Here is a 25,501-nt window from a genome sequence, read left to right on the forward strand (position 1 = left end):
AATTAGTTCATAAAGATTTTTAACGCTTCAAACCCGAAATATAAGCCGAAACCAATTAAGGATATAGAAGAGATGATTGTTATAATTGTTAGCAGTTTTGTTGTGAGTAATTTCCTAAAGCTGCTTGCAACTGCTGCCATACACACATCCCAGATAATAAGTCCTAAAATGATGGCACTGCTAAAGTATAATAGTTCTGTGTGTGCGTACATGGTTGCCGTTTTTGCTAATACGGATCCATATATTCCTAACCAAAATAAAATAGTTAGTGGATTAGAGATGGACATGAAAAATCCAGTAATAAAGGATTTGGTTAAAGATGCATCCCTGTTTCCGTTGCTAAGTACAATTTTTCCAGCACCCATTAACCCCTCCACACCTGTATAGACCAATACAAAAAAACCGAATAACCACAAAAACATTTTTACTATAGGAATTTCAATAAATTGAGAAAATCCTAAAAAAACAAGCAGCATATAAAAAATGTCTGCTATCACAGACCCTAGGCCTAGCACCCATGCGTTTAAAAAGCCATGTTTAATGCCTTTATCCATTTGTGCAGCATTAATAGGACCAATCGGAGCAGCAAGTGATAAACCCAGTAGCACATAACTAAAAAATACACTCAAAGTAAATTCCCTCCAATCAAATACAACTGCTCGTACACATTGTATTCATGAAGGATTGCTTGTACGACAAAAAGATTAATGTGAATTCAGAAAAAAATCCCCTTCAACAGGATTATGTCGAAGGGAATAGGGATTAGTCGTTCTCTTGGTATTCTGAATCTATTCGTTCATTTAGGTAAGTATTAAGAGTGGTTGCAAATTGAATAGATTGAAGACTCATTTCCTCTTCAATACCATAACTAGTATCTTGCTTTTTATAAGGAATTTGGAAGTTATTCTGTTTTCTATAATCCATTATTAGTCTCCTTTCATAAACTATGTAATGTTAGTATATACACTTTCGTAGTAATTATTGGGGAAATGTTTTCTATACAAATTTTCACAACAGTGGTATAATCTATTTAAGGAAAAAAAGCGGAATAGAAAATCCAATTATTATAAAAAGGGTGATAGATTGGTCTTCTTTTTTATAATAGCTGGATTTTTTATTATTTAGCTACTTTAGGAGGGGAAATATGGGATTCGGAAGAAAAAATCAAGAAGAAGTTGTGAAAGAAGAAACAAAGGTGTGGGTCTGCTCATCAGAAAGTTGTAAGTGTTGGATTCGTGACAATTTTAAAAGCACCGAAAGCCCAAGCTGCCCCTTATGTCATAGTGAAATGAAGCAATCAACTAAAATCATAGAAGTGTTAAACAACCCAAGTAAGTCTTATTAAAATGAATGAGAAAGGCTAGTCTTAGCCTTTCTCGAAGTTTTCTTCCTACTCGATTGGAAGGATGAGTTGATAGAAGAGTACATCCTGCCAATCATCAAATTTAAACCCAACCTCTTTGAAATGTCCTGCCAATGTAAATCCAAATTTCTTATGTAGGGCAATACTTCCTTCGTTTCCTGCCGTAATTCCTCCGATCATTGTATGGAATCCGTTTTCTTTTGCTCGAGTAATTAACTCAGTCATTAATGCGGTACCAATTCCTAAGCCCCTTGCTGATGAAGATATGTAGATTGATAATTCGGTGGTTGAATTGAATGCGGGTTTTTCACGGAATGCACTTAAGCTTCCATATCCAACCACTTCACCATTCCATTCAGAAACAATTAATGGATATTTACCACCGTATTTGGCAAACCATGTTTTTCTCTTCTCTAATGATTCAGGTTCCAAATCAAAGGTGGCAGTTGTGTTTACGATTGCATCATTATATATTGATAAAAGGATAGGTAAATCATTAATATGTGCTTCGCGTATCTTCAGCATGTTAGATCCTCCAATAAGATAAAATATCTCCTATTTTACCTTTTCAATGGATAATTGAAAATAAAAATCTAATGATTATAAATAAAAAGGAGTACATTTCTTTGTGATTATGACTCAGCGATACTTTACTGTAACAAGAAAAATTGTAGATGGTTCCCAGTTAGTCCTCCACGAAGAGCAACATTTAAGGATGTATGAAGACAAAATAACTACAAGTGTTTCAACCTTTCCTTTTTCGGATATACTTGATATTTCATATAGGAAATTGACGAAAGAATTAGGAATTCTATATTTACATACAAATCAAGGATTGTTTCCTTATAAGGTAAGAGAAGAACCAGACTGCTTTATTGAAACGTTCTATAAGTTAAAAAGATAAAGTCACTGTCGTGGCTTTTTTATTTTGCCCTATATCTCAATTAGTTGAATACCTTATATTGGTGCATGTGTCAAAAAACAATAAGTGGAATGTAGGTTAAAAACCCCTGGAAGAGAGCAAATTAAAGATGCTTCACCAAAAGAAATCAAGGGGGTAACACGAAATGATAAAGAAAAAAGTACTTCTTACAGCGATGTCATCCGTTATGACACTTGGTTTATTGTCTGCTTGTGGAGTGGACGATAACAACTTAAACAATGACGATGACGTCAATTATAGACCGGTAAGATACAATCAAAATGATGATAACGGTATTTTAGACAATAATAACGGTAATCGAGGAAATGGGATCTTTAATAACGATAACGATGACCGTGATAATAATATTTTTGACAATGATCGAGACAACCGAAATAACAATATCCTGGACAATGACCGAAATGATCGGGATAACAACATCTTAAATGACGATAATGACGACAATGACTTGGATTTAGATCTTAATGATGAAGATAACAATAATGATCGTAATGGTCTTGGTGGGAATAATGGTAATATGACAGGTAGAAATCGTTAAGAAGTCGGGTTGGGCATAGATATATGCCCAACCTTTTTTAATATTTGAACTTTTTGTGACAGTTTGTTATAATTATTACAAAATTCTGTATAGATCGTGGGGGTGTCACATGCTTCGAACAATTATTGCTGGGATCGGTGGTTTTTTTCTGGTTTTTATTGAGACCTTTTTAGTGATGAAGCTAAAAGGTTGGCACTCAATTGAAATTGGAGGAATTGCATCATTCGTGAGTGTATGGTCAATGAATTTCTTTCTATTATTTACAATGCTCTCGCATGCCCGCTTATGGTATGAAAAGGTCCAAAATGAGCGTAATCAGGCCCAACCCGAAGGAAAATAATTGGAGTATCCGACATTTTGAATGGATGCTTCTTTTTTTTGACCTAATAAAAATCTGTAAAATAAAACAACCAAAAAGATTCATAAGTTGAAGTCCTTTTGGTTGTAATTTATTATGCTTCTTCTAGTTCAGAAATATCGACAGTTGATCTTTCTTCCAATGGTCCACGCAAATGAACGGTTGCGGTCTTCTCATCTTCATGAAGTTCGTCAATCCATACAGAAGCACCGTTATACTCCACGTGAATATCTGCTGAAGATGATAATATTTGCTTTACTCTTCTAGTATCCATAATTATAGCCTCCTTATCTAATTCATTTACTACTTTCCCCAAACAGTTAGTAAAACATGTGAATGTTTTTAAGCGAATTCCTTCATTTTCTCATAGGAAAATGGTAGAATTTTGTCGAAATTTTGATAGTTTTTGATAATTTGAGAAAGATTTTGATAGAAAGTGATTGATTTTCGAGAGGGGTTATAGTACTCTAGATTCAAGAAATAAAAAAAGAAAGCGTTTTAATGAGGTGATACATTGTTAACACCAGAGCGCCATCGATTGATTTTGCAACAATTGAAGGAAAAAGGTGTTGTGAAGATACAAGACCTTGTAGATTTAACAAATTCATCAGAGTCAACGATTAGAAGGGACTTAACACAACTAGAAGATGATAAGTTCTTAAAAAGAATACATGGTGGTGCTGCCAGGTTACAGGGAAAGCTACAAGAACCGAGCATGGTCGAAAAAGCCACCAAAAACCTTCAACCAAAGAAAAGAATTGCCAAGTATGCCTCTAGCTTAGTGGAAGAAGGAGATTGTATTTTTCTTGATGCAGGATCAACAGTAATGGAAATGATTCCTTACTTACCAAAAAACATTGTGGTCGTGACAAATGGACTTATGCATGTAAAACCTTTACTAGATAAAGACATCCCAATGTATCTAATCGGTGGGTATGCAAAACCTAAGACGAATGCCATTATTGGTCGAGGAGCGCTAACAAGTTTAGAGCTATACCGTTTTGACAAATGCTTTATGGGAGTCAATGGAATCCATACTCAATTTGGGTACACCACACCTGATCAAGAAGAAGCAATGATTAAACAATCAGCTATTTCTCTCTCAAGAGAAGCATTTGTGTTAAGTGATGAATCGAAGTTTTCAGAAATAGCATTTGCAAAAATTGCTGATTTACATGAAGCGTCCATCATTACGGATGAACTAAATAGTGAATTCCAAGATCAATACATGAGCAAAACGACAATAAAGGTTGTGAAAGAATGATTTACACCGTAACACTTAATCCTTCCCTCGATTACATTGTGGAGGTTGAAGATTTAACACTTGGCGATCTGAATCGAACAAAAAATGAATCTAAATTTCCTGGTGGTAAAGGAATAAATGTTTCAAGACTTCTAAAAAGAATGGGTGTTCCAAGTAAAGCCTTAGGATTTGTAGGTGGTTTTACAGGACTTTACATTAAGAATTATTTGCAAATGGAAGATATTGAAACAAAATTTGTTGAGGTTCATGAAGATACGAGAATTAATGTAAAGTTGAAATCCAATAGCGAAACAGAAGTTAATGCAAAAGGACCAACCATCACAGAAGCAGATTTTAAAAAGCTTCAGGATCAAATATCTCAATTAACTTCAGAAGATACTTTAGTATTAGCTGGTAGCATTCCATCAAGTATGGAGTCAAGTACGTATGAAAAACTAGTTTCTATCTGCCATCTAAACCAAACAAAGTTTGTTGTAGATGCAGAAGGAGATTTATTAAAGAAAGTTCTACCGTTTAAACCTTTTCTTATTAAGCCAAATCACCACGAACTTGGTGAATTATTTAATACAAGTTTTTCAACTGCAAAAGAAGTGGTTCCTTATGCTCGTAAGCTTGTAGAAATGGGAGCGGAAAATGTCATTGTTTCTTTGGCAGGAGAAGGAGCCGTGTTAGTAAATCGTGAGGTTGCTTACCTTTCAAATGTACCAAAAGGTGTAGTGAAAAGTTCAGTTGGAGCAGGAGATTCAATGGTAGCCGGTTTTCTAGCTAAATACGAAGAAACGAAGGAGATTGAGGAAGCGTTTCGATACAGTGTTGCATCTGGAAGCGCAACTGCATTTTCAATTGGTTTAGCAACGAAAGAAATGATAGAAACACTATATACAAGCGTTAACATTACAAAGTTCTAAGGAGAAATAGAGATGAAAATAACTGAAATTTTAACAAAAGAAACCATCCATCTAAACCTTTCAGGCTCAACAAAGTCTGAAGCGATTGATCAGCTCGTAGATGTATTAGATCGGGCTGGAAAGCTAGAGGATGCAAATGAATTTAAAGCAGGCATTTTAAAGCGTGAAGAGCAAAGTACAACCGGAATTGGCGAAGGAATCGCCATTCCTCATGCAAAAACGAGGGCAGTTAAAACAGCTTCAATTGCATTCGGTAAGTCGGTAAATGGAATTGACTACGATTCACTGGATGGTCAACCAGCACATTTATTCTTTATGATTGCAGCTCCAGAGGGGGCAAATAATACTCATTTGGAAGCGCTCGCAAGACTTTCGTCTATTTTGATGAAAACGGAAGTAAGAGAATCATTATTAAATGCAAAAACAGAAAGTGATGTTTTGAATATTATTGATCAGTACGACCAGGAAGAGGAAGGGGACGAGGAAACGATGTCTGGGGAAAAGAAATTTATCGTTGCTGTTACTGCTTGTCCAACTGGAATTGCCCATACGTATATGGCTGCTGATTCTCTTAAGTCTAAGGCGGCTGAACTAGGTGTAGATATTAAAGTTGAAACAAGAGGTTCTGGCGGAGCAAAGAACGTCTTAACGCCTGCAGAAATCGAAAGAGCAGTTGCTGTAATTGTTGCAGCTGATACAAATGTTGAAACTGATCGTTTTAGTGGGAAGCATGTTATTGAAACAAAAGTAGCAGACGGAATTCGTAAGCCGAAGGAACTTATTGAAAGAGCTCTAAAACAAGATGCCCCAATTTTTAAGGGTAGTGGGAATGCATCTTCTACTTCGTCTGAGCAAAAAGGTCAAGGTGTGGGAGCTACAATTTACAAACACTTAATGAGCGGTGTATCTAATATGCTTCCATTCGTTGTAGGTGGAGGGATATTAATTGCCATCTCTTTCATGTTCGGTTACAATGCTTTTAATCCAGAGGATCCTTCATATCATCCAATTGCGGAAGCATTAATGACAATCGGTGGTGGTAGTGGTGCATTTGGGTTTATTGTTCCCATTTTAGCAGCGTTTATTGCTATGAGTATTGCAGATCGTCCAGGCTTTGCAGCTGGTGCAGTTGGAGGTTTATTAGCGAATAGCGGTGGTGCAGGGTTCTTAGGTGGAATTATTGCAGGTTTTTTAGCAGGTTATATTGTTGTTGGTCTGAAAAAACTACTAACAAGTTTACCATCATCTCTTGAAGGTATTAAAACAATTCTTTTATATCCTTTGCTAGGAATTGCTCTTACAGGTTTTGCAATGATCTATATCGTAAATGGTCCAGTCGGGGCACTTAATACAGGAATTACTAATTGGTTATCAGGTTTAGGTACAGGAAATGCAGTATTACTAGGATTAGTATTAGGTTTAATGATGGCATTTGATATGGGTGGACCGATTAACAAGGCTGCGTATGTATTTGGAACTGGGTTGCTAGCAAATGGGGTATATGAGCCAATGGCTGCAGTTATGGCAGCAGGTATGGTTCCTCCACTTGGAATTGCAATCGCTACTACTTTCTTTGGCCATAAGTTCACAAAACAAGATAGAGAAGCAGGTAAAGTTAACTATATTATGGGATTATCTTTTATCACAGAAGGAGCCATTCCTTTTGCGGCGGCTGATCCACTTCGTGTTATTCCTTCACTAATGGCGGGTTCAGCGGTGGCTGGTGCATTAACAATGATGTTTGGTATTGGATTACGTGCACCACACGGTGGATTATTCGTAGTTCCTTTAGTTGAGGGCGGATGGTTTATGTATTTAATCGCTATCGTTGCTGGAGCCATCGTATCAGGAGTAATCCTTGGGTTAGTAAAGAAACCAGTTCAAGAATAAGTCGTCAAGGCCAGTGGATCCCACTGGCCTTTTTAATATGCGTAGAAAAAGGTCAGAAAAGCCATATTAAATGTAGCTCGAATAAAGGGGGGATTCATTTGACGAAGAGAAATATTAAAACAAAATCAGGTATGCAAAGTGTTCCGAAAAGCATTAATGACATGGATTTGTCAGGGAATGCTTCAACAAAAGAAAAGAAGGCAGAGAAGAAGAGACCAAATTAAATAAAAAAGAAGTCGTACTAAAGTACGACTTCTTTTTTATGCACTTTTTTTCTCAGGTTTTATACCAAATAGTATTACAAGTAAACCAATTGCACTTATACCAGCTAGTATATAAAATAGGGAACTTTGCAGATGTTTTTGAAGAATTGCCATAATAGGTGGTCCCGCTGCTACACCAATGAATCTCATTGAACTGTAGATAGAGGAAATCGTGCCTCTCTCCTCCATCTCGATTCCTTCTGTAATGAACGCATCTAAGCAAGGAAGTCCAACGCCTATTCCAATGCCACCGATAGTAAACATTGATATCATAAACCATAAATTATCCGAAAAGCTTAGAGAAGCCGTACTAATCACTAGTAAAACGATTCCAACAAACGTAATCCATTTCATCAAAACTTTATTTTCCTTAATCATTTTACCTGTTATATACGAAGCAAGGCATAGTGCTCCGAGCGGGATTGTTAAAAACAATCCTTTTTTCACATCTTTAATATTATACTGTTTCTCCAATATATCTGAGAGGTAAAATAGTATTCCAAATAAAACAAACATGAGAATAACTCCAACAATAAATACGGTGTAGAGCCAACGACCATCTTGAATAAAGATTTTCTTTACCTTTTGAAAAAACTTTTTAAATGGAATTGGTTCAGTTCTCTTTTTCGGATTTTGAACGAGAAAGAGAGTTAAAAGAATAGAAATTATACAAAATGCTGGGATAGACCAGAATGGGAGATGCCAGAAAAAACTTGCTAAAAAAGCACCAAGGATAGGGCTTAATACTTTTCCTAAAGTGTTTGAAGTTTCAATCACGCCAAGAGAACTACTAACTTCTTCCTCACTTTTAAACATATCCCCAATCAGTGGCATAACAATAGGGAATGCCCCTGCTGCACCAACACCTTGTAAAGCCCTGCCGATTAGAATAATCCAGTAAGGATCTTCCATCTTCCAAGAGGCCCAACCAGAAATAAGTCCCCCGATACCTGCAATGAAAAGACTCGGGATTATTACCTTTTTCCTTCCAATATGGTCAGATAAGTAACCAGCGATTGGGATCAGTAATATAGCAACAATTGAATAAACAGTAATTATCATACTTGTTTGGAAGGGAGAAATATTAATTTTCTTTTCCATAACGGGAAGTACCGGTATCAGCATGGAATTACCAAGTGTCATAACAAGAGGAATAGATGATAATGATAGCACTGCCCACCTTTGATTATGGTGTTTACCATCACCATTCTTTTTGTTTTCCTTATATTTTTTCCCGTTTCTAGATTTATAAGAATTTGACATTTCGACCCGCCTTCATTCATTTTTTTATAAGAAAGGGACCTTTTCACCTAATTAGGTGATTACTCGCATAACTATAATATGGACCTTAGAATCAAAACTCATGAGTTTTTTTCTTTACATAAAAATGGATTTTTCAGAAACTGTAGGCTAAAATATGAATCATCATATGAATTGTATGGGGTGACATAATGGGAGAAATAATAACTCTTAGTGTTGGTAAGCCGAAAGCTTTTATGTGGAAAGGGAAAAACGAAAGCTCAGGTATTGGAAAAGAAAAGGTATCTGTAGCCGAGTTAACAAAGGATGGGTTTGACGGAGATGGTGTTGCTAGTCTAGAGTACCATGGGGGACCAGAGCGTGCGGTATGCGTTTATTCTTTTGAACATTATAAGCAATGGGAAAAGGAGTTTGGTGTAAAGCTAACCCCACCAGCCCTAGGAGAAAACCTTTCTGTAACGGGTATGCTTGAAAAGGATGTTTACATAGGAGATATTTATTCCCTTGGGAATGCAGTTGTGCAAGTCACACAAGGTCGTGTTCCTTGCTCCAAAATTTCGAAGTTCAATGATGTAGATCTCTTTTTAAAAAGAATTGTCGAGACAAACTATACGGGTTATTTCTTTAAGGTGCTGCAGGAAGGAACCGTACATAGTGAAGGGAAGCTTGAATTGTTAGAAAGAACCCAAGAAAAAATTTCTATCCTTTATGCTAATCAAATTTTCCTTCATGATAAGAAAAATAGAGAGGGTTTAAAAAACTTATTAGAAGTAAATGAATTGGCACATGTGTGGAGAGAAAATGTAGAAAAACTATTAGCGAAAACGGTTTAATTTTAAATTTTCAGTTTTTATCGTTGACTTTTTTAGGTAAATCTTATATGATAATAAACAATTAAAGACGACGGTGTTGATGAAGAGTAGTACCTTTTACAGAAACCTTAGAGAGCTGATGGTTGGTGCAAATCAGTGTGGAAGTATTAGGGAATGGACTTCGGAGCCTCCAAACCGAACCTTATAAAGTAGTAGGCCTTGGCGAAAGTCTCATCGTTACAAGAGACAGATATTTGTTGCTTCATGAAAGCAAAGATATCTGTAAAGTGAGCTAATTTAATTAGCTAATAAAGGTGGCACCACGGGTTTCTCGTCCTTTTTCAGGAGAGAAGCCCTTTTTGTATTCATAAAAGTAAATCGTTGATTAAGAGTAGTAAGCCGAGTTTGTTTGACACAGAGAGTCGGGATTGCTGAGAACCGATCAAACCCTTGGCTGAATGGACTTATGAGAGTGGTCTTGAACGTGAGTAGGGACCAACGGAATTCCACCGTTACAAGGAATTAAAGGGAGCATGTATGCTCTGAACTTGAGGTGGCACCACGATGATCATCGTCCTCTATACGTAGTTTTCTGCGTATAGGGGATTTTTTTATTTATAAGGAGGGAAAAAACCATGAATGCCAATGTTCAAAACATCATTATTGAAGAAATTCTTGGTGATACGTTAACACCCATTTCTATATTTCAGCGAATTAAAGGTGTAAAGAAATGTCTATTAGAAAGCTCGTTAAAGCACGAGCACTCAGGGAGGTATTCATTCATAGCAGCTAATCCTGCAGTGGAACTAAAGGGCAGCGGAAATAACACAATACTTATTAAAAAACAAAGCAGTGAAACCCTCCGAGCTAACCCTCTTGAGGTGCTGAAAAAGATTGTACCGAATATTGAAAATGATTTCATGAAAGAAATTCCTTTTATTGGGGGAGCTGCAGGTTTTGTAAGCTATGACATCGTTCGTTATTACGAGGAAATCGGTGAAATACCAAGAGACGAAATGATCGTTCCGGAAGTTCATTTTCTCTTATTCGAAACAATCGTTGTATTTGACCATTTAACTCAAAAGGTGTTCATTGTTGGAATTCCAATCAGTGATCAATCTTCTTTGGAGGATATACAAGGTTTGGTCGAAGAAACAAAGAATCAGATTTTGAACGAAAGAGAAGAAGCACCATCATCAGTTTCCATTTCTTCCTATGAAGCGTCAATCACAAAAGAAGAGTTCATTGAAAGAGTGAAAAAAGCAAAGGAGTACATTGTCGAAGGCGATATATTCCAAGTCGTCCTTTCCCAAAGGATGAAAGCAACTATAAAGGGTGATCCATTTTCTTTCTATCGTAAGCTTAGAGTTCAAAATCCTTCGCCGTATATGTATTATTTCGATTTTGAAGATTATGTGGTTGCAGGAGCATCACCGGAAAGTTTGATGAAGGCAGTCGGGCAAACTGTCTACACAAATCCAATTGCAGGAACGAGGCCTAGAGGGAAAACTCTGGAAGAAGATGAGCAATTGAGTGTTGAATTAATTCAAGATGAAAAAGAATTAGCTGAGCATCGGATGCTCGTTGACCTTGGTCGAAATGATTTAGGGAGAGTTTGTGAATTTGGTAGTGTGCAGATCAGCAAGTACATGGATATCGAGAAATACAAGCATGTGATGCATATTGTGTCAGAAGTAAAAGGAACGTTGTTGAGCAGTTATCATCCAATCGATGCATTGATTGCATGCCTACCGGCAGGTACCGTTTCTGGAGCACCAAAAATTCGGGCGATGGAAATCATAAACGAACTTGAAGATGTCAAAAGAGGCATTTACTCAGGAGCAGTCGGTTATTACTCTGCTAATGGAAATATCGACTTTGCTCTTGCTATACGAACAATGGTGGTTAAGGATTCTACAGCATATATCCAAGCTGGGGCAGGAATTGTGTATGATTCGGTTCCAGAAAAAGAATACGAAGAAACCATTCACAAAATGAAAGCTTTTTTGGAGGTTGAAAAATGATTTTATTAATTGATAATTATGATTCCTTTACCTTCAATCTATATCAATATTTAGGTGAACTAGGAGAACAAATAGTTGTAAAAAGAAACGATAGTCTCACAGTAAAAGACATTATTGAGCTATCTCCCAAAGCAATTGTGATTTCACCAGGGCCAGGACGCCCTGAACACGCTGGGATTTGTATTGAAGTGATTCAACAGTTATATACAAAGATACCAATACTTGGAATATGTTTAGGACATCAGGCAATAGGTCATGCCTTTGGGGCAACGGTTTCAAAAGCGAAAGAAATTATGCACGGTAAAATATCAAAGATTTCTCATGAGAAGTCAGAGCTTTTTAAAGAGTTTGAAGAACCTTTGGAGGTAATGAGATACCATTCCCTTGTTATTGAAAAAGGAACACTTCCAAGCACGATAGAAGTTCTTGCTACTTCCATTGATGATGGCGAGATTATGGCGATTAAACACAAAGAGGCACCATTATATGGTTTTCAATTTCATCCCGAATCAGTTGGGACAGATAGCGGAAAAAAACTAATTCAAGCATTCCTAACATCAATTGGAGAGGAGTTTCTAAATGAAAGAGTATCTACAAAAACTGTCTGAAAACAAGTCATTGTCACAAATAGAAATGGAAGATGCAGTAAGGAAACTTTTTTCCGACGAAGTCACTGATAGTGAAATTGCTGCATTTCTTATCGGGTTGAAGACAAAGGGAGAAACGGTGGAGGAAATTGTTGGTTTAGTTCAGGCAGTTCGTGAAAAATCACTCACCTTTACCAAAAAGATGGAGAATGTAATGGACAATTGTGGTACAGGTGGAGATGGTTCGAAAAGCTTCAATGTAAGCACTACTTCCGCATTTGTTATTGCTGGTGCTGGTATTTCAGTTGCCAAGCATGGAAACAGAAGTATCTCTAGTAAAACCGGAAGTGCGGATGTTTTGGAGTATTTAGGTATTAATTTATCCTTAACCCCTGAAGAAGCAGAAGAATGTTTAGAAGATGTTGGGATTAGCTTTTTATTTGCTCCACATGTACATCCAAAAATAAAAAACATTATGAAAGTGAGAAGAGAGTTAAAAATACCTACGATATTTAACTTAATTGGACCATTAACAAATCCAATGGAACTTGATTATCAATTATTAGGAATATATAGAAGAGATTTGCTTCAGACCTTTGGTGAGGTTCTTCATACCTTAGGAAGAAAAAGGGCAGTTGTAATTAACGGTGCAGGATTTATGGATGAAGCATCGTTACAAGGGGAAAATCATTTAATCATTGTTGATAATGGCTCGATTTCAGAAAAGATAATTACCCCTGAAGAGGTTGGTTTATCTTCTTATCCTAACGAGGCAATTATCGGTGGAAATGCCATGAGAAATGGGGAAATTTTATTATCTGTTCTGAATGGTGAAAAAGGAGCCTGCCGCGATACCGTGTTGTTCAATGCAGGGATTGGGATTTATGCAAGTGGAAAAGCGAATTCCATTGAAGAAGGGATCGCAAAGGCAAAAGAGAGTATTGAAAGCGGTTCGGCGAAACAGAAGCTTGAAAGTCTAATTGCAAAAGGGAAAAAATACAAAAAAGAAGGAGTCGTGTAAGTATGGAGACGATTCTCGACAGAATTATTGCTGAGAAACAGAAGGAAGTTCTTATTTTAAAAGAACAACCAGTGCTAAAGGAAGTTGACAGGAAGCTTGTGTCATTTATTCAAAAGTTACAACAAGCGGAAGAAGTGAAAATTATAGCAGAGTTTAAAAGAGCATCTCCCTCCAAAGGAGCAATTAATCTAGATTGTGATCCTTCTGAACAGACCCTACAATATGTTCAAGCAGGTGCGGATGCGGTAAGTGTTTTGACAGACCGTACTTTCTTTAAAGGAGATTTTCGAGACTTGGAAGAAGTGAGAAAGACGATCACGGCACCTATCCTTTGCAAAGATTTTATTATTGATCCTATTCAGATTGATTACGCAAAGCATGCAGGTGCTAATCTTATTTTGTTAATTGCTGCTGCGTTAGATTTAGATACTTTGCATTCGCTCTATCATTACGCTACTAGCAAAGGTCTTGAGGTGCTCATGGAGGTACACAACGAGGCAGAATTAGAAAAAGTGTTAACTACTAATAATGTTTTAATTGGTGTAAACAATCGAAACTTAAAAACATTTGAAGTCGATTTAGCAACAACAGAAAGATTAGCCACTAAAATAGTTGATTCCAATAGATACTTAATAAGCGAGAGTGGTATTGCTACTACAGAAGATGTAAGAAGAGTGGTAGCGGCTGGTGCTTCAGGTATTTTAGTGGGTGAAACATTTATGAGGCATGAAAAGCCGGAAGAAGCATTACGGTCAATGAAGCTTCCGTTAAGAAGGGTGGCTTCTAATTGAAAGTAAAAATATGTGGAATCACTGACATACATGCAGCAAAGGTTGCTGTGGAAGCTGGAGCAGATGCAATTGGTTTTGTTTTTGCAGAAAGCAAACGAAAGGTAACAGTTGAACAAGCAAAAACCATTATTGACACCCTTCCCGCTCATGTATTAAAAGTTGGTGTGTTTGTAAATGAGAATGTAGAGACCATCCAAGATATAGTTGATAAGACAGGATTAACAGTGGTTCAGCTTCATGGAGATGAAAATCCTGATGTTTGTAAAAAATTTTCAGTACCAGTGATCAAGGCATTAGGTGTATCATCAAAGAAGGATTGTGAGAAAATTCAGGAATATCCATGTGAATATATCCTTTTAGATAGTCCTAAAGGAAAATACCGAGGTGGTAACGGGGAGACGTTTCCATGGGAGGTCGTGGACTCAATGGCTATAAAAGGGAAAAAGCTTATTGTAGCAGGTGGGCTTAATATCACAAATGTCTCGTTAGCTATTCAGGCACTACAGCCATATATGGTTGATGTTAGTAGTGGAGTGGAGACAAACGGTAAAAAGGACGATGAGAAAATGATTCATTTTCTTAAGGAAGCGAAATTGGGAACAGGGGAGATTTGTAAATGACGACATATGTAATGCCGGATGAAAAGGGCCATTTTGGTATATACGGGGGAAGATTTGTACCAGAAACGTTAATGCAAGCAGTTTTAGAGCTAGGCAAGGCTTATGAGGAAGCCAAAAATGATGAAAGCTTCCAACAGGATCTAGCCTACTTATTAAAAGAGTATGTAGGAAGAGAAACACCTTTATATTTTGCTGAAAATTTATCCAAGCATGCGAAGGGTGCAAAAATCTATTTAAAGAGAGAGGATTTAAATCATACAGGCGCTCATAAAATTAATAATACGGTTGGTCAAGCGCTGTTAGCAGTAAGAATGGGAAAAAAGAAAATTGTTGCTGAAACCGGAGCAGGTCAGCATGGGGTAGCTACTGCAACGGTTTGTGCACTATTAAATCTGGAATGCGTTATATTTATGGGAGAGGAAGATATTAAAAGACAGCAACTAAACGTGTTTCGAATGGAGTTGCTAGGTGCAAAAGTAGTACCTGTTACCTCTGGAAGTAGAACGCTTAAGGATGCATGTAATGAAGCATTGCGTTATTGGGTTTCAAATGTGACAGATACTCACTATATTTTAGGATCTGTTATGGGACCTCATCCGTTTCCGATGATGGTTAGAGATTTTCAAAGTGTGATCGGGAAGGAAACGAAGCAGCAATATAATGAAAAATTCAGCAAAAACCCAGAAGCCATTGTAGCTTGTATTGGTGGTGGGAGTAACTCAATGGGGATGTTTTATCCATTTATTGAGGATAGTGAGGTACAACTAATAGGTGTAGAAGCTGCTGGTCATGGAATTGATACGGAGCAGCACGCAGCTTCTCTAACAAAAGGAAAGCCAGGAGTACTACACGGTGCTCTTATGTATTTGTTACAAGATCATGCTGGTCAAATCCAAGAGGCTCATTCCATTTCTGCAGGTTTAGATTATCCCGGAGTGGGGCCAGAACATAGTTACTTAAAAGATATCGGGAGAGTACAGTACGAAAGTATTACAGATCAGGAAGCGTTAGAAGCATTAAAATTGTTGTGTAAGCTTGAAGGGATTATTCCTGCTCTTGAAAGTGCACATGCAGTAGCATATGCCTTAAAACATGCGCAAACAATGACAGAAAATGAGTCAATTGTCGTCTGTCTTTCAGGTCGTGGAGATAAAGATGTACAAACTATTCAAGCAAATATGAAGGAGGCATTGTAATAATGAATCGCATTGAAAAGGCGTTCCATAGCCTAAAAGAGAACAATAGTAAGGCATTTGTGCCGTATCTGATGGCAGGGGACGGAGGATTAGATCAGTTAATGGATCAATTGATCTTTTTAGAGAATTGCGGAGCAACGGCAATAGAAATTGGCATCCCCTTTTCAGATCCAGTAGCAGATGGACCAGCTATTCAAGAAGCTGGGATACGGGCATTACAATCAGGTACAACCTTAAAGGAAGTATTGTTAGCGATTCAAACGATTCGTCCGATTGTATCTACCCCACTTATTTTAATGACTTATATGAATCCGATTTATGCTTATGGAATTGGTTCATTTATTCATGACGCGGTTAAAGCTGGAATAGACGGCTGCATTATTCCTGATTTACCTATTGAAGAGGAAGAATTAATTGCTCCTCACTTACAGGATGCGAATATTGAGTTGATACGCCTAGTCACATTAACAAGTCCACTTGAAAGAATAGAAGAAATCGCAAAGAAAGGTCGAGGTTTCTTATATGCTGTCACAGTTACTGGAATAACAGGTGCTCGTACAGAATTTAATGATAGTGTTTCAAAATATTTAAAGGATATTAAGAGCGTAAGTCCTATTCCAGTGCTTGCTGGATTTGGGATATCCACCCCTGAACAGGTCGTAGAATTAGGTTCTTACTGCGATGGCGTAGTTGTTGGCAGTAAGATTGTGCAATACTTCCATGAAAAGAAATTAGCTGAAATTGAACATTTAGTTCAAGCATCCAAAACTGCAGAAGTATCATAAAAATTGTAACAATCTCCTAACATGAATAGGGTGAAACTATCACATCCTATTCATAGGAGGTGAATGAACTTGGATGCAAGAAGGAATAAGATAACGCAAGATATTTATGGCTATCGTACAGCTATTGCAAATATTGCATTAGTAGGTGGATGTGGAGAAGAGGGGAACGATTGGGTATTAATAGATGCGGGCGTTCCTTTCTCAGGAATTTATATTAAGCAATTTATTGAACAGGTATTAGGTGGTGGAAAGAAACCAATTTCTATCATCTTGACGCATGCTCATTTTGACCATGTTGGTGCTCTTTCCTATTTATTGAATGAATGGCAGGTCCCTGTTTATATTCATGAGCAGGAACAACAGTATGTAACAGGTAAAAAAGATTATCCTCCACCACACCCGTTCATTGAAAAAGGGCTTATGGCATGGTTATCACCTCTATATCCAAGAAAAGCGATAAATATTCAATCATATATACGGTTGCTTCCAACAGATGGTTCTATTCCAGAAATGCCTAGTTGGAACTGGATTCATACACCAGGACACACAGAAGGACATATCTCATTGTTTCGTGAAAAGGACCGTGTCGTAATCGCGGGTGACGCACTTATTACCGTGAAGCAGGAATCGGCTTTGGCTGTTTTAACTCAAAGGAAAGAGATTCATGCTCCACCAGCATATTTCACTCAAGATTGGGATCAGTCTTTTGATTCGATTAAGAAAATACAAAACCTTAATCCAGAGCTCATTTTTACTGGTCACGGAAAGCCAATGGAGGGGATGGAACTGAAAAAAGGTTTGGATCTTCTAATACGACGTTTCGAAAGAGAAATGCTAGGGAATGAAAAATATGTGCATTAAAGGGTAGCCTTAGTAAATATTACTAGGGCGTCTCTTGTTTCATAAGTAGGTTGTAGGAGGTGGGAAAGATGTATGAACAAAAAAGATTTCAACAGGATGTAAAGCTTATGTTATCAACGATACAGGAGAAAACAAATTCAATTCAAGACACAATTTCTGAAGAAGATTGTTGTATTCTTTCTGAGTTCGATCTTTTACTTAAGCTGGTTTCTGACGCTCAAAGTGTTGCATCCTCTTATTACTTAGAGTCATACTTATCACCATATACAACAGAATACAACCAAATTGCAAAGGCTGCATCCAAACTTTCAGAAAAGAGACACGGAGCATTAATTGTTGTTGAAAGAAAGCAGCCATTAACAGAAATTCTACACAACGGCGTCATAATAGGTGCGAAATTCAGTCAAACTCTTCTTGAAACCATATTTTATCCTGGGAACCCATTGCATGATGGCGCAGTTTTAATACAAAATGATTTTATTCACTCAGCGGGAAATATTCTACCAGTAAGCAGTCAAGAATTTCAAAGTAAAAAGCTCGGTACCAGACATAGAGCTGCATTAGGATTATCTGAGTTGACTGACGCAATAATGATTGTAGTTTCAGAGGAAACGGGCCGTATTACATTTGCTATTAATGGGAATTTACATGTTGTTAAAACATAAAGTAGAAAAGTTTGGCATTTATTTCATTTCCTGCTATCATCAAATATATATCTAAATTATGGGGAAGTGTAAAATGTCATTAACAAATAAAAGATGGTTTCAGGCGATGATCGCTATTATTTTCATATTAATAATTTCTTTATTAGTTAGGGAAAATGCATTTTTATTTCAACCTCTCATCGTATTATTGCAGACGATATTTTTGCCTTTTGTAGTTGCAGGAATATTATTTTACTTGTGTAGGCCTCTAATCTTATGGTTAGTGAAGAAAAAGGTCCCTAAATGGATGGCAATTCTTTCTGCTTATTTAGCGATTACACTAGTCCTATATGGCTTCATTCGTTTAATCGGACCAATAATATCTGATCAATTAGATCTTTTTATTAACAATATACCAAACATGGTTTCCACGGTTGTTGACGGAATCAAATATATTCAAGAAAATCGTGATACGTTTCCCGAATTTATTCAACAAGGTATTATTGATGGAAGTAATCAGCTGGAGGCACAAATAAAGAACAATACCGGTAATATTGCTAATGGGATTTTTTCTATCTTTGGATTTATTGGTGGTTTTATTAATACGATCTTCTATTTGGTGCTAGTTCCATTTATCCTGTTTTATATGTTAAAGGATAGTAACAATTTTGCACCAAGAGTGGCAAGTTTCTTTAAAAAGGATTTACAACAAGATGTATTACAAATTTTAAAAGAAACAGATAGAACCATCTCTACATATATTCAAGGACAATTGATTGTTAGCTTATGTGTTGGAATATTACTATATATTGGATATTTAATTATTGATCTTGAGTATTCATTAGTATTAGCTCTGTTTGCAATGTTAATGAATGTCATCCCTTTTTTAGGTCCATTTTTAGCCGTAATTCCTGCGCTTTTTGTTGCGTTATTTCAAGATCCCATCATGCTCGTTTATGTTGCCATCATAACAGTGATTGCTCAACAAGTAGAAGGCAATGTCATCTCGCCACAAGTAATGGGGAAAAGCTTGAATATCCATCCGTTAACGATTATTGTTCTAATTTTAACCGCAGGAAATTTAATGGGATTGTTAGGGATTATTTTTGTTATCCCCGTGTATTCAATAGTTAAAGTACTCGTCACACATGTAATTAAAATTTATCGTTTAAATAAAAAAGACCTTGCTTCTTAAATAGAAGCAAGGTCTTTTTGTTTGGAAGCAAACCTGTTAAGCAAAGGTATCCTTTAGTTATTTTTAGTAGTTAAAATAAGAAGCACCGACAATGATCAACAAGATAAACAATACAACAAGTAGAGCAAATCCGTTGTTAAATCCTCCGTTATAACTTTCGCCCATTCTTTTCACCTCCACTTAAAAAGTGAACAGCTTGTATTACTGTCTATTTATCCTATGAAAAAAAGGTCATGGTGGTTGGACAAGTAACCTAGGTCAAACACACTTTTTTGTTTCATATTTTTTAATTTGTAACCTTTTTGTAATCATTAGAGTCCAATCCTATAAAGAGTCGTTTTTCAGAAGGGTGGTTGCAATGAAAATAAAATGGATGATTGGAATTTCTATTCTCCTTGGGTTTTTATTGGTATCGATTGTTATGTACACTAAAGAAACACTTCTTGCAGCAAAGTATGGATCAGGAAATGAACTCGAAGGTGAGATAGTTAACGGCATACTACCCGTTATTGAAAATAAAGGGCAGTTAAACAAGTATTTTTACCAAATTATTAAAGAAGAAAAACAAAATCAAAAGTTTTTTACTTTTACAAAAGAAGATAAAGCTATGGAGGAGTCCTCCATGGATAATGCTGCTTCTGACACAAGTTCAAAAGCAAGTGGTCAAGAGGTTTCAAGTACAAATGTTCAAGTTCAAGGGATTGATGAAGCGGATATTGTTAAAACGGACGGTGAATATATATATCAAGTAGTAGATGGTAGGGTAAATATTATTTCTGCCAAATCAGCCGGAAAAATGGAACATGTGGCATCCATCCAATTTCAAAAAACATTTTCTCCTTCACAATTGTTCTTGGATAAAGAACAGTTATTAATAATCGGCTATAGCTATAGTTATGAAACTGATACAGCCGAAAAGAAAATAGCGACAGATAGTTTGTATGCGCCTATGAATGAAATGACAATGGCTCTTGTTTATGATGTAAAGGATCCAACAAAGCCAACTTTAGAAAGAGAAATATCGCTAGAAGGATACCTTTCAAGTGCTAGAAAGATAGGAAGTAAGGTTTATTTAATCGCAAATCATTTTCCACAATATTGGTTATTGGAAGATGATGATGGAGTTGATCTACGTCCAAGATACTCAGATTCTGTAAATAAAGAGGAAGAAACCTCTGTATCATATGATGAAATACAATACATTCCTGGATCAAAGGAAGCAAATTATACCACTATTGCTGCTTTCGACCTTGCTGAACCTAGCCAGGAAGCGAAAATAACAACGTATTTAGGGAGTGGAGGTCAGCTGTATATGTCGAAAGAAAACCTCTACTTAGCCCTTACGAACTGGAGATCTGCAGATGAACGAGAGGAAGCGTTCACACCAAAGACAATGATATATAAATTTGGGGTTAATCAGTTAGATGTTACTTTTCAAGGCAGTACAGAGCTGGTTGGTACAATTCTAAATCAATTCTCCATGGATGAACATAATGGTTATTTCCGAGTAGCAACAACCGAAGGAGATAGTTGGGATGAAAGCAAGCCTTCCAAAAATCACTTGATCGTATTTGATAAAAATTTAAAACAGGTCGGTACACTGTCTGATCTTGCAAAAGGAGAAAGAATCTACTCAGCAAGATTTTTGGGGGATCGCATATATATTGTAACTTTTAAAGAGACAGATCCTTTATTTGTCATTGATGCATCAGAGCCAAGTAATCCAACGATTCTTGGGGAGCTGAAAATCCCTGGATTCAGTAATTATCTCCATCCTTACGATGAGAATCATATTATAGGTTTTGGGTACGATACGAAGCTTGTTACTATGGAGGGAGATAAGGAGCCAAGAGTTATAACTGAGGGTGTAAAACTCTCTTTATTTGATATAACCGATGTTAATAACCCAAAAGAAAAGTTTACAGAGATTATCGGAGGAAGAGGAACATATTCACCTTTAAACTACGATCATAAAGCATTACTGTATAATAGGGAGAATGGCCTCTTTGCTTTTCCGATCAATGTGTATGAGAGTGTGAAAGGAAATGAATACGAGCAAAAGTTTATTTTTCAAGGTGCTTATGTATATAATTTAAGCCTCGATAAAGGTTTCTCCTTGAAGTCAAAGATCACTCATATGAAGGGGAAAGAACTGTATGAAGAATGGGAAAATGAAATTCAACGCTTGGTATATATAGATGCACAACTTTATGCCATATCTCATTCGAAAATAAGTTCATACAGTTTAGAAAACTATCAATTCATTTCAGAATTAAAATTAAAGTAAAGGTGAAGGGAGCTATAATGCTCTCTTTTTCGTTGCTATGTAAATAGTCTTACTCTATAATAATTCGTATCTAGAAATAATATCCAATAGCTTTTGTATAAGGAGACTAACTATGATTCGCCGATTTTTTTCTTATTATGGGCCACATAAAAAGTTGTTTACGATTGACTTTACTGCGGCTGTAGTTGTTGCATTATTAGAGCTAGCTTTTCCGCTCGCTGTTCAATGGTTTATTGATTCTCTTTTGCCTAGTGGAAACTGGTCGATGATTGTTTCTGTCAGTCTAGGATTGTTAGCGTTTTATATTTTCTCAACTTTTTTACAGTATATCGTCAACTATTTAGGTCATATGCTAGGAATTAATATTGAGACAGATATGAGACAGCAACTGTTTACCCATGTTCAGAGACAGTCGTTCCGATTCTTTGATAACACAAAGACGGGTCATATCATGAGTAGAATAACTAACGATTTATTTGACCTTGGGGAGTTAGCTCATCATGGACCAGAGGATATCTTTATTGCGTGTATGACATTTATTGGTGCGTTTTGGATTATGCTAACTATTAATGTCAAACTGGCGCTGATAGCTGTGTTTATGGTGCCTCTATTAATCTGGTTAATTACATTTTGTAATCTTCGCATGAATAAAGCATGGAGTAATATGTATAATGATATCGCTGACGTAAACTCAAGGGTAGAGGATAGTGTGTCAGGAGCTAGGGTTGTACAATCATTTACCAATGAAGCTTTTGAAATAAAGCGATTTAAATCAAATAATGAACGCTTTCGTTTATCAAAACTGTCTGCCTATAAAGTGATGTCTTTTAGTTTATCAGGCATTTATATGATGACTCGTTTCTTTGTTCTTATTGTGTTAGTTTATGGAGCTTGGCTTAGTTTTTCAGGTGAACTGACGTATGGTGAGCTTGTAGGTTTTATTTTATACGTGAATGTTCTATTTAAGCCAATTGATAAAATCAGTGCAATTATGGAGCTTTACCCAAAGGGGATGGCAGGGTTCAAGCGCTTTTTGGAACTGATCGATACGACACCAGATGTTTTGGATCAAGATAATGCTATTGAGTTGGATACTTTAAACGGAAATATTCGCTTCAATCATGTAAATTTCCATTACGACAGTTCAAAATCTATTTTACAAGGCATCAATTTAGAAATAAATGAAGGAGAAACGATTGCATTCGTGGGTCCTTCAGGAGCAGGGAAAACAACGATTTGCTCACTTATTCCTCGTTTTTATGATGTAACGAGCGGGGCTATCTCCATAGATGGCATTGATATTCGCTCCATGACGAAAAAGTCTCTTCGATCTAATATCGGTATTGTTCAACAAGATGTGTTTCTATTTACAGGAACGATACGAGAAAATATTGCTTATGGAAATTTACATGCTAGTCAGGAAGAAATTGAGGATGCTGCGAGAAAGGCGCATCTTCAAGAATTTATTGCTTCTTTGCCAAATGGATACGAGACACAAATAGGGGAAAGGGGCTTAAAGCTTTCAGGTGGTCAAAAGCAGAGACTGGCGATTGCTAGAATGTTTTTAAAGAACCCACCTATCTTAATTTTAGATGAAGCTACATCAGCACTAGATACTGAAACGGAAATGATTATTCAAACAGCCCTATCTGAGCTGGCTAAAAATCGAACGACATTGATCATTGCCCACCGATTAGCAACGATCAGAAATGCTAATCGAATAGTTGTGGTTACTGAGGACGGAATTGCTGAGCAAGGCACTCACGATGAATTAATTAAAAAAGGTGGGATTTTTGCGAACCTCCATCAAGTACAATATCAACAACAATAAAAACAGTGGCTTCTTGGTAGAAGCCACTGTTTATTTTGTGTATTACATAAATGGAGGAAGACCGTTACCCATTTCTTTTACAATTATTGATATGGATTCAATTTGTTTTTGATCGAGATCAAGTGCCTCTGCAATCTTTTTTTCGAGATTTTTTGTAACATTGCGTTTTCCTAGTTCAACTAAGGCGATAAGTGAGTAGCTACAGTTAACAAGTTTTGCAAAGTCTCGTTGGGTCATGCTGTAGCTTTCCCTAATAAAACGAATGATTTGGCTGTCCATAGATTCACCTCTTCTTCTTTACGAAACTCCTAATCACCTATGTTTTTCTTGTATACACTGTCTTTATAAAACTATTAATAAATTAGCACTTTCATGAAAGTATGTAAAGATGCTTTTGACAATTTATAAATAATAACCAATAAATAGAGCAAGAAAGTTGTAGATTTTCTAAATTTCATCCATACTATTGAATATGTTAACAGTAAAGGAGCTGCTGCTTTTTGAAATATAGAGTATCTGCTGTTCAATATCACTTACATACGATTTCATCATTTGAAGATTTTGCTGCTCAGTGTGAGCACTACATAAAAACAGCACAGGAATTTGGTTCGGATTTTATACTCTTTCCTGAATTTTTTACAACCCAACTTTTATCCATTGGCGATAAAAATGGGAAACCTTTATCCATAAATGATCTACCAAAGTTTACAGAAAAATATGTAGAATTATTCAAAAAATTCGCCTCAGAGACAGGTATGCATATCATTGGGGGAACGCATGTATTAGAAAGACAGGGTAAGCTCCTTAATGTTGCTCACCTGTTTTACCCAGATGGCCGTGTAGAAGAACAAGCGAAGCTCCATATTACTCCTACTGAAGTGGAAGAATGGAATATGTCTCCTGGGGATGGACTGCGAGTGTTTGATACAGATAAAGGTAGAATTGCGATGCTTACCTGCTATGATATAGAGTTTCCTGAGATCGTTCGAATGGCAAAAGCAAAAGGGGCGGATGTAATTTTCTGTCCATCATGTACAGACGACCGTCACGGTTTTCATCGTGTACGCTATACGAGCCATGCAAGAGCTATTGAAAATCAAATCTATGTCGTCCTAACTGGAACAGTTGGATCCTTGCCAACAGTTGACTTTATGCGTGGCAATTTTGGTCAAGCGGTTGTTATCACACCGAATGATGTTCCTTTTCCACCACAAGGCATAATGGTGCAGGGAGAAATTAATGATGACATGATCGTTACTGCGGACCTTGACTTAGACCTTCTATATGAAGCGAGGGAAAAGGGTTCGGTGACGACATGGCGTGATCGTAGAATAGATCTTTATACTGACTGGAAATAAATTTTTAAAAAGGAGTGAAAGGAATGGAGTACATTCGTATTACGAACATTGAGGATCCTTTGTTTGTTAAAATGCATGAGTTAATGAAGGAAGTTTTCCCACCTGAAGAGGTTTTAGAGTTTGAATTATGGAAGGAGCCATTAGAAGATCCGAGTATTCGTGTGTTTGTTGCAGTACATAACGATGATGTGGTTGGTTCCACAGAATATCGTTACTATCCGAACTGGAACATTGCTATGACAGACTTTACAATTATTGGTCGCCAAGGTCTTAGCTTAGGTCGCTTTCTTGCTCAAAACCGTTTAAAGGACTTATCTGAATTAGCGAAAGAAAATGGGAAAGAACTGTTCGGAATGTTTGCGGAGATCTATGATCCTTATCAACGCGGTGATTTCGAATTTGGTGGAGTAAAAGCAATGGATCCGTTTGTAAGAAGGGAAGTACTTTCCCATCTAGGATACAAAAAGTTAAACTTTACTTATGTACACCCCTCTTGGAAAAATGATGGAGAAGCGGTAGCTGGTCTTGATTTATGCTTTATGCCATTAGATGACCTGCTTGAAGAGATTTCTTCAGATTTAGTCGTTGATTTCATTACTACTTATTACAGTGTGTTATCAAATAAGCCTGTTCAGTGGGTCCAAATGGTAGAAGATCTGAAGAATAGAGAAACGATTGAGTTACTTCCCCTATAGTCAAAAA

30 protein-coding genes and 2 other annotated features are annotated in these 25,501 nt (G+C 36.7%); of the genes, 23 read left to right on the forward strand and 7 right to left on the reverse strand.

All coding sequences use genetic code 11. The annotated features are described in order from the left end of the window. Nucleotides 1–2 precede the first annotated feature (2 nt). Nucleotides 3–629, reverse strand: coding sequence for a LysE family transporter (locus tag ACQ5H4_RS01840; RefSeq protein ID WP_430773278.1), 627 nt, complete (start codon nucleotides 627–629; stop codon nucleotides 3–5). Between the two features lie 133 nt (nucleotides 630–762). Next, on the reverse strand, nucleotides 763–924 hold the full coding sequence (locus ACQ5H4_RS01845; protein WP_430773279.1) for a hypothetical protein: 162 nt from the start codon (nucleotides 922–924) through the stop codon (nucleotides 763–765). 220 nt (nucleotides 925–1,144) lie between these two features. Between ACQ5H4_RS01845 and ACQ5H4_RS01850 the strand changes: the two genes are divergently transcribed. Continuing rightward, nucleotides 1,145–1,345, forward strand: coding sequence for a cold-shock protein (locus ACQ5H4_RS01850; protein ID WP_251515172.1), 201 nt, complete (start codon nucleotides 1,145–1,147; stop codon nucleotides 1,343–1,345). 45 nt (nucleotides 1,346–1,390) lie between these two features. On the opposite strand, the gene ACQ5H4_RS01855 is transcribed toward ACQ5H4_RS01850, so the two are convergent. Beyond that, nucleotides 1,391–1,888, reverse strand: coding sequence for a GNAT family N-acetyltransferase (locus tag ACQ5H4_RS01855; protein WP_430773280.1), 498 nt, complete (start codon nucleotides 1,886–1,888; stop codon nucleotides 1,391–1,393). Between the two features lie 103 nt (nucleotides 1,889–1,991). Between ACQ5H4_RS01855 and ACQ5H4_RS01860 the strand changes: the two genes are divergently transcribed. The 3 genes from ACQ5H4_RS01860 to ACQ5H4_RS01870 all read left to right on the forward strand — a co-directional run bounded on the left by ACQ5H4_RS01860 (nucleotide 1,992) and on the right by ACQ5H4_RS01870 (nucleotide 3,184). Continuing rightward, entirely contained in the window at nucleotides 1,992–2,267 is a 276-nt protein-coding gene (locus ACQ5H4_RS01860; protein ID WP_430773281.1) for a hypothetical protein, read from the forward strand. Between the two features lie 193 nt (nucleotides 2,268–2,460). After that, nucleotides 2,461–2,844, forward strand: coding sequence for a hypothetical protein (locus tag ACQ5H4_RS01865; RefSeq protein WP_430773282.1), 384 nt, complete (start codon nucleotides 2,461–2,463; stop codon nucleotides 2,842–2,844). Between the two features lie 109 nt (nucleotides 2,845–2,953). Next, on the forward strand, nucleotides 2,954–3,184 hold the full coding sequence (locus tag ACQ5H4_RS01870) for a hypothetical protein (RefSeq protein WP_430773283.1): 231 nt from the start codon (nucleotides 2,954–2,956) through the stop codon (nucleotides 3,182–3,184). A 112-nt stretch (nucleotides 3,185–3,296) separates the two neighbouring features. Here the strand turns inward: ACQ5H4_RS01870 and ACQ5H4_RS01875 are convergent, their stop codons facing one another. Then, nucleotides 3,297–3,476 (reverse strand): small, acid-soluble spore protein, H family, encoded by a 180-nt coding sequence (locus tag ACQ5H4_RS01875; protein ID WP_430773284.1) that lies wholly within the window; start codon nucleotides 3,474–3,476, stop codon nucleotides 3,297–3,299. A gap of 240 nt (nucleotides 3,477–3,716) precedes the next feature. Here ACQ5H4_RS01875 and ACQ5H4_RS01880 point away from each other — a divergent pair, with 240 nt between their 5' ends. The 4 genes from ACQ5H4_RS01880 (at nucleotide 3,717) to ACQ5H4_RS01895 (ending at nucleotide 7,488) form a co-directional block, all read left to right on the forward strand. Continuing rightward, nucleotides 3,717–4,466 (forward strand): DeoR/GlpR family DNA-binding transcription regulator, encoded by a 750-nt coding sequence (locus ACQ5H4_RS01880; RefSeq protein ID WP_430773285.1) that lies wholly within the window; start codon nucleotides 3,717–3,719, stop codon nucleotides 4,464–4,466. After that, complete coding sequence (gene pfkB / locus ACQ5H4_RS01885; protein ID WP_430773286.1) at nucleotides 4,463–5,374, forward strand: 1-phosphofructokinase; 912 nt, start codon at nucleotides 4,463–4,465, stop codon at nucleotides 5,372–5,374. The genes ACQ5H4_RS01880 and pfkB overlap by 4 nt, the downstream gene beginning before the upstream one ends. 12 nt (nucleotides 5,375–5,386) lie before the next feature. After that, the gene (locus tag ACQ5H4_RS01890; protein ID WP_430773287.1) at nucleotides 5,387–7,264 is read left to right on the forward strand and encodes a PTS fructose transporter subunit IIABC; all 1,878 of its coding nucleotides are present in this window, start codon (nucleotides 5,387–5,389) and stop codon (nucleotides 7,262–7,264) included. A gap of 98 nt (nucleotides 7,265–7,362) precedes the next feature. Further along, nucleotides 7,363–7,488, forward strand: coding sequence for a hypothetical protein (locus ACQ5H4_RS01895; RefSeq protein ID WP_391559619.1), 126 nt, complete (start codon nucleotides 7,363–7,365; stop codon nucleotides 7,486–7,488). 36 nt (nucleotides 7,489–7,524) lie between these two features. On the opposite strand, the gene bcbE is transcribed toward ACQ5H4_RS01895, so the two are convergent. Further along, on the reverse strand, nucleotides 7,525–8,790 hold the full coding sequence (gene bcbE / locus ACQ5H4_RS01900; protein WP_430773288.1) for a bacillibactin exporter BcbE: 1,266 nt from the start codon (nucleotides 8,788–8,790) through the stop codon (nucleotides 7,525–7,527). Between the two features lie 188 nt (nucleotides 8,791–8,978). On the opposite strand from bcbE, the gene ACQ5H4_RS01905 reads away from it, so the two are divergent. From ACQ5H4_RS01905 to ACQ5H4_RS01955, 11 genes are all read left to right on the forward strand, one after another. Next, on the forward strand, nucleotides 8,979–9,620 hold the full coding sequence (locus ACQ5H4_RS01905) for an MOSC domain-containing protein (RefSeq protein ID WP_430773289.1): 642 nt from the start codon (nucleotides 8,979–8,981) through the stop codon (nucleotides 9,618–9,620). Nucleotides 9,621–9,687: 67 nt separating this feature from the next. Beyond that, nucleotides 9,688–9,941, forward strand: a binding site (T-box leader). A gap of 30 nt (nucleotides 9,942–9,971) precedes the next feature. Then, nucleotides 9,972–10,181, forward strand: a binding site (T-box leader). Between the two features lie 53 nt (nucleotides 10,182–10,234). After that, nucleotides 10,235–11,623 carry an anthranilate synthase component I gene (trpE, locus tag ACQ5H4_RS01910; RefSeq protein ID WP_430773290.1) on the forward strand — a complete coding sequence of 463 codons (1,389 nt, stop codon included), beginning with the start codon at nucleotides 10,235–10,237 and terminating at the stop codon, nucleotides 11,621–11,623. After that, nucleotides 11,620–12,231 carry an anthranilate synthase component II gene (locus ACQ5H4_RS01915; RefSeq protein WP_430773291.1) on the forward strand — a complete coding sequence of 204 codons (612 nt, stop codon included), beginning with the start codon at nucleotides 11,620–11,622 and terminating at the stop codon, nucleotides 12,229–12,231. The genes trpE and ACQ5H4_RS01915 overlap by 4 nt, the downstream gene beginning before the upstream one ends. After that, complete coding sequence (trpD, locus tag ACQ5H4_RS01920) at nucleotides 12,203–13,231, forward strand: anthranilate phosphoribosyltransferase (RefSeq protein WP_430773292.1); 1,029 nt, start codon at nucleotides 12,203–12,205, stop codon at nucleotides 13,229–13,231. The genes ACQ5H4_RS01915 and trpD overlap by 29 nt, the downstream gene beginning before the upstream one ends. 2 nt (nucleotides 13,232–13,233) lie before the next feature. Next, complete coding sequence (gene trpC, locus ACQ5H4_RS01925; protein WP_430773293.1) at nucleotides 13,234–14,022, forward strand: indole-3-glycerol phosphate synthase TrpC; 789 nt, start codon at nucleotides 13,234–13,236, stop codon at nucleotides 14,020–14,022. Continuing rightward, complete coding sequence (locus ACQ5H4_RS01930; RefSeq protein WP_430773294.1) at nucleotides 14,019–14,642, forward strand: phosphoribosylanthranilate isomerase; 624 nt, start codon at nucleotides 14,019–14,021, stop codon at nucleotides 14,640–14,642. Before trpC ends, ACQ5H4_RS01930 begins: the two co-directional genes overlap by 4 nt. Further along, nucleotides 14,639–15,838 carry a tryptophan synthase subunit beta gene (gene trpB, locus ACQ5H4_RS01935; protein WP_430773295.1) on the forward strand — a complete coding sequence of 400 codons (1,200 nt, stop codon included), beginning with the start codon at nucleotides 14,639–14,641 and terminating at the stop codon, nucleotides 15,836–15,838. Before ACQ5H4_RS01930 ends, trpB begins: the two co-directional genes overlap by 4 nt. Before the next feature lie 2 nt (nucleotides 15,839–15,840). After that, a complete protein-coding gene (gene trpA / locus ACQ5H4_RS01940) occupies nucleotides 15,841–16,623 on the forward strand; it encodes a tryptophan synthase subunit alpha (RefSeq protein WP_430773296.1) in 783 nt (260 codons plus the stop codon). A gap of 69 nt (nucleotides 16,624–16,692) precedes the next feature. After that, nucleotides 16,693–17,484 (forward strand): MBL fold metallo-hydrolase, encoded by a 792-nt coding sequence (locus ACQ5H4_RS01945; RefSeq protein ID WP_430773297.1) that lies wholly within the window; start codon nucleotides 16,693–16,695, stop codon nucleotides 17,482–17,484. Nucleotides 17,485–17,552: 68 nt separating this feature from the next. Then, a complete protein-coding gene (gene cdaS, locus ACQ5H4_RS01950) occupies nucleotides 17,553–18,149 on the forward strand; it encodes a sporulation-specific diadenylate cyclase CdaS (protein ID WP_430773298.1) in 597 nt (198 codons plus the stop codon). A gap of 73 nt (nucleotides 18,150–18,222) precedes the next feature. Then, nucleotides 18,223–19,323 carry an AI-2E family transporter gene (locus tag ACQ5H4_RS01955; protein ID WP_430773299.1) on the forward strand — a complete coding sequence of 367 codons (1,101 nt, stop codon included), beginning with the start codon at nucleotides 18,223–18,225 and terminating at the stop codon, nucleotides 19,321–19,323. 63 nt (nucleotides 19,324–19,386) lie between these two features. Here ACQ5H4_RS01955 and ACQ5H4_RS01960 read toward each other — a convergent pair whose 3' ends face one another. After that, entirely contained in the window at nucleotides 19,387–19,488 is a 102-nt protein-coding gene (locus ACQ5H4_RS01960; protein WP_119708760.1) for a YjcZ family sporulation protein, read from the reverse strand. A gap of 193 nt (nucleotides 19,489–19,681) precedes the next feature. On the opposite strand from ACQ5H4_RS01960, the gene ACQ5H4_RS01965 reads away from it, so the two are divergent. Further along, complete coding sequence (locus tag ACQ5H4_RS01965) at nucleotides 19,682–21,610, forward strand: beta-propeller domain-containing protein (protein WP_430773301.1); 1,929 nt, start codon at nucleotides 19,682–19,684, stop codon at nucleotides 21,608–21,610. Between the two features lie 112 nt (nucleotides 21,611–21,722). Next, a complete protein-coding gene (locus ACQ5H4_RS01970; RefSeq protein ID WP_430773302.1) occupies nucleotides 21,723–23,441 on the forward strand; it encodes an ABC transporter ATP-binding protein in 1,719 nt (572 codons plus the stop codon). A 42-nt stretch (nucleotides 23,442–23,483) separates the two neighbouring features. On the opposite strand, the gene ACQ5H4_RS01975 is transcribed toward ACQ5H4_RS01970, so the two are convergent. Then, nucleotides 23,484–23,720 (reverse strand): helix-turn-helix domain-containing protein, encoded by a 237-nt coding sequence (locus ACQ5H4_RS01975; RefSeq protein WP_430773303.1) that lies wholly within the window; start codon nucleotides 23,718–23,720, stop codon nucleotides 23,484–23,486. A gap of 221 nt (nucleotides 23,721–23,941) precedes the next feature. Between ACQ5H4_RS01975 and ACQ5H4_RS01980 the strand changes: the two genes are divergently transcribed. After that, nucleotides 23,942–24,799, forward strand: coding sequence for a carbon-nitrogen hydrolase family protein (locus ACQ5H4_RS01980; RefSeq protein ID WP_430773304.1), 858 nt, complete (start codon nucleotides 23,942–23,944; stop codon nucleotides 24,797–24,799). A gap of 23 nt (nucleotides 24,800–24,822) precedes the next feature. Beyond that, a complete protein-coding gene (locus ACQ5H4_RS01985; RefSeq protein ID WP_430773305.1) occupies nucleotides 24,823–25,494 on the forward strand; it encodes a GNAT family N-acetyltransferase in 672 nt (223 codons plus the stop codon). Nucleotides 25,495–25,501: the final 7 nt, after the last annotated feature.

It is taken from the genome of Bacillus coreaensis, assembly GCF_050586445.1.
Taxonomy (GTDB): Bacteria; Bacillota; Bacilli; order Bacillales; family Cytobacillaceae; genus Robertmurraya_A; species Robertmurraya_A coreaensis.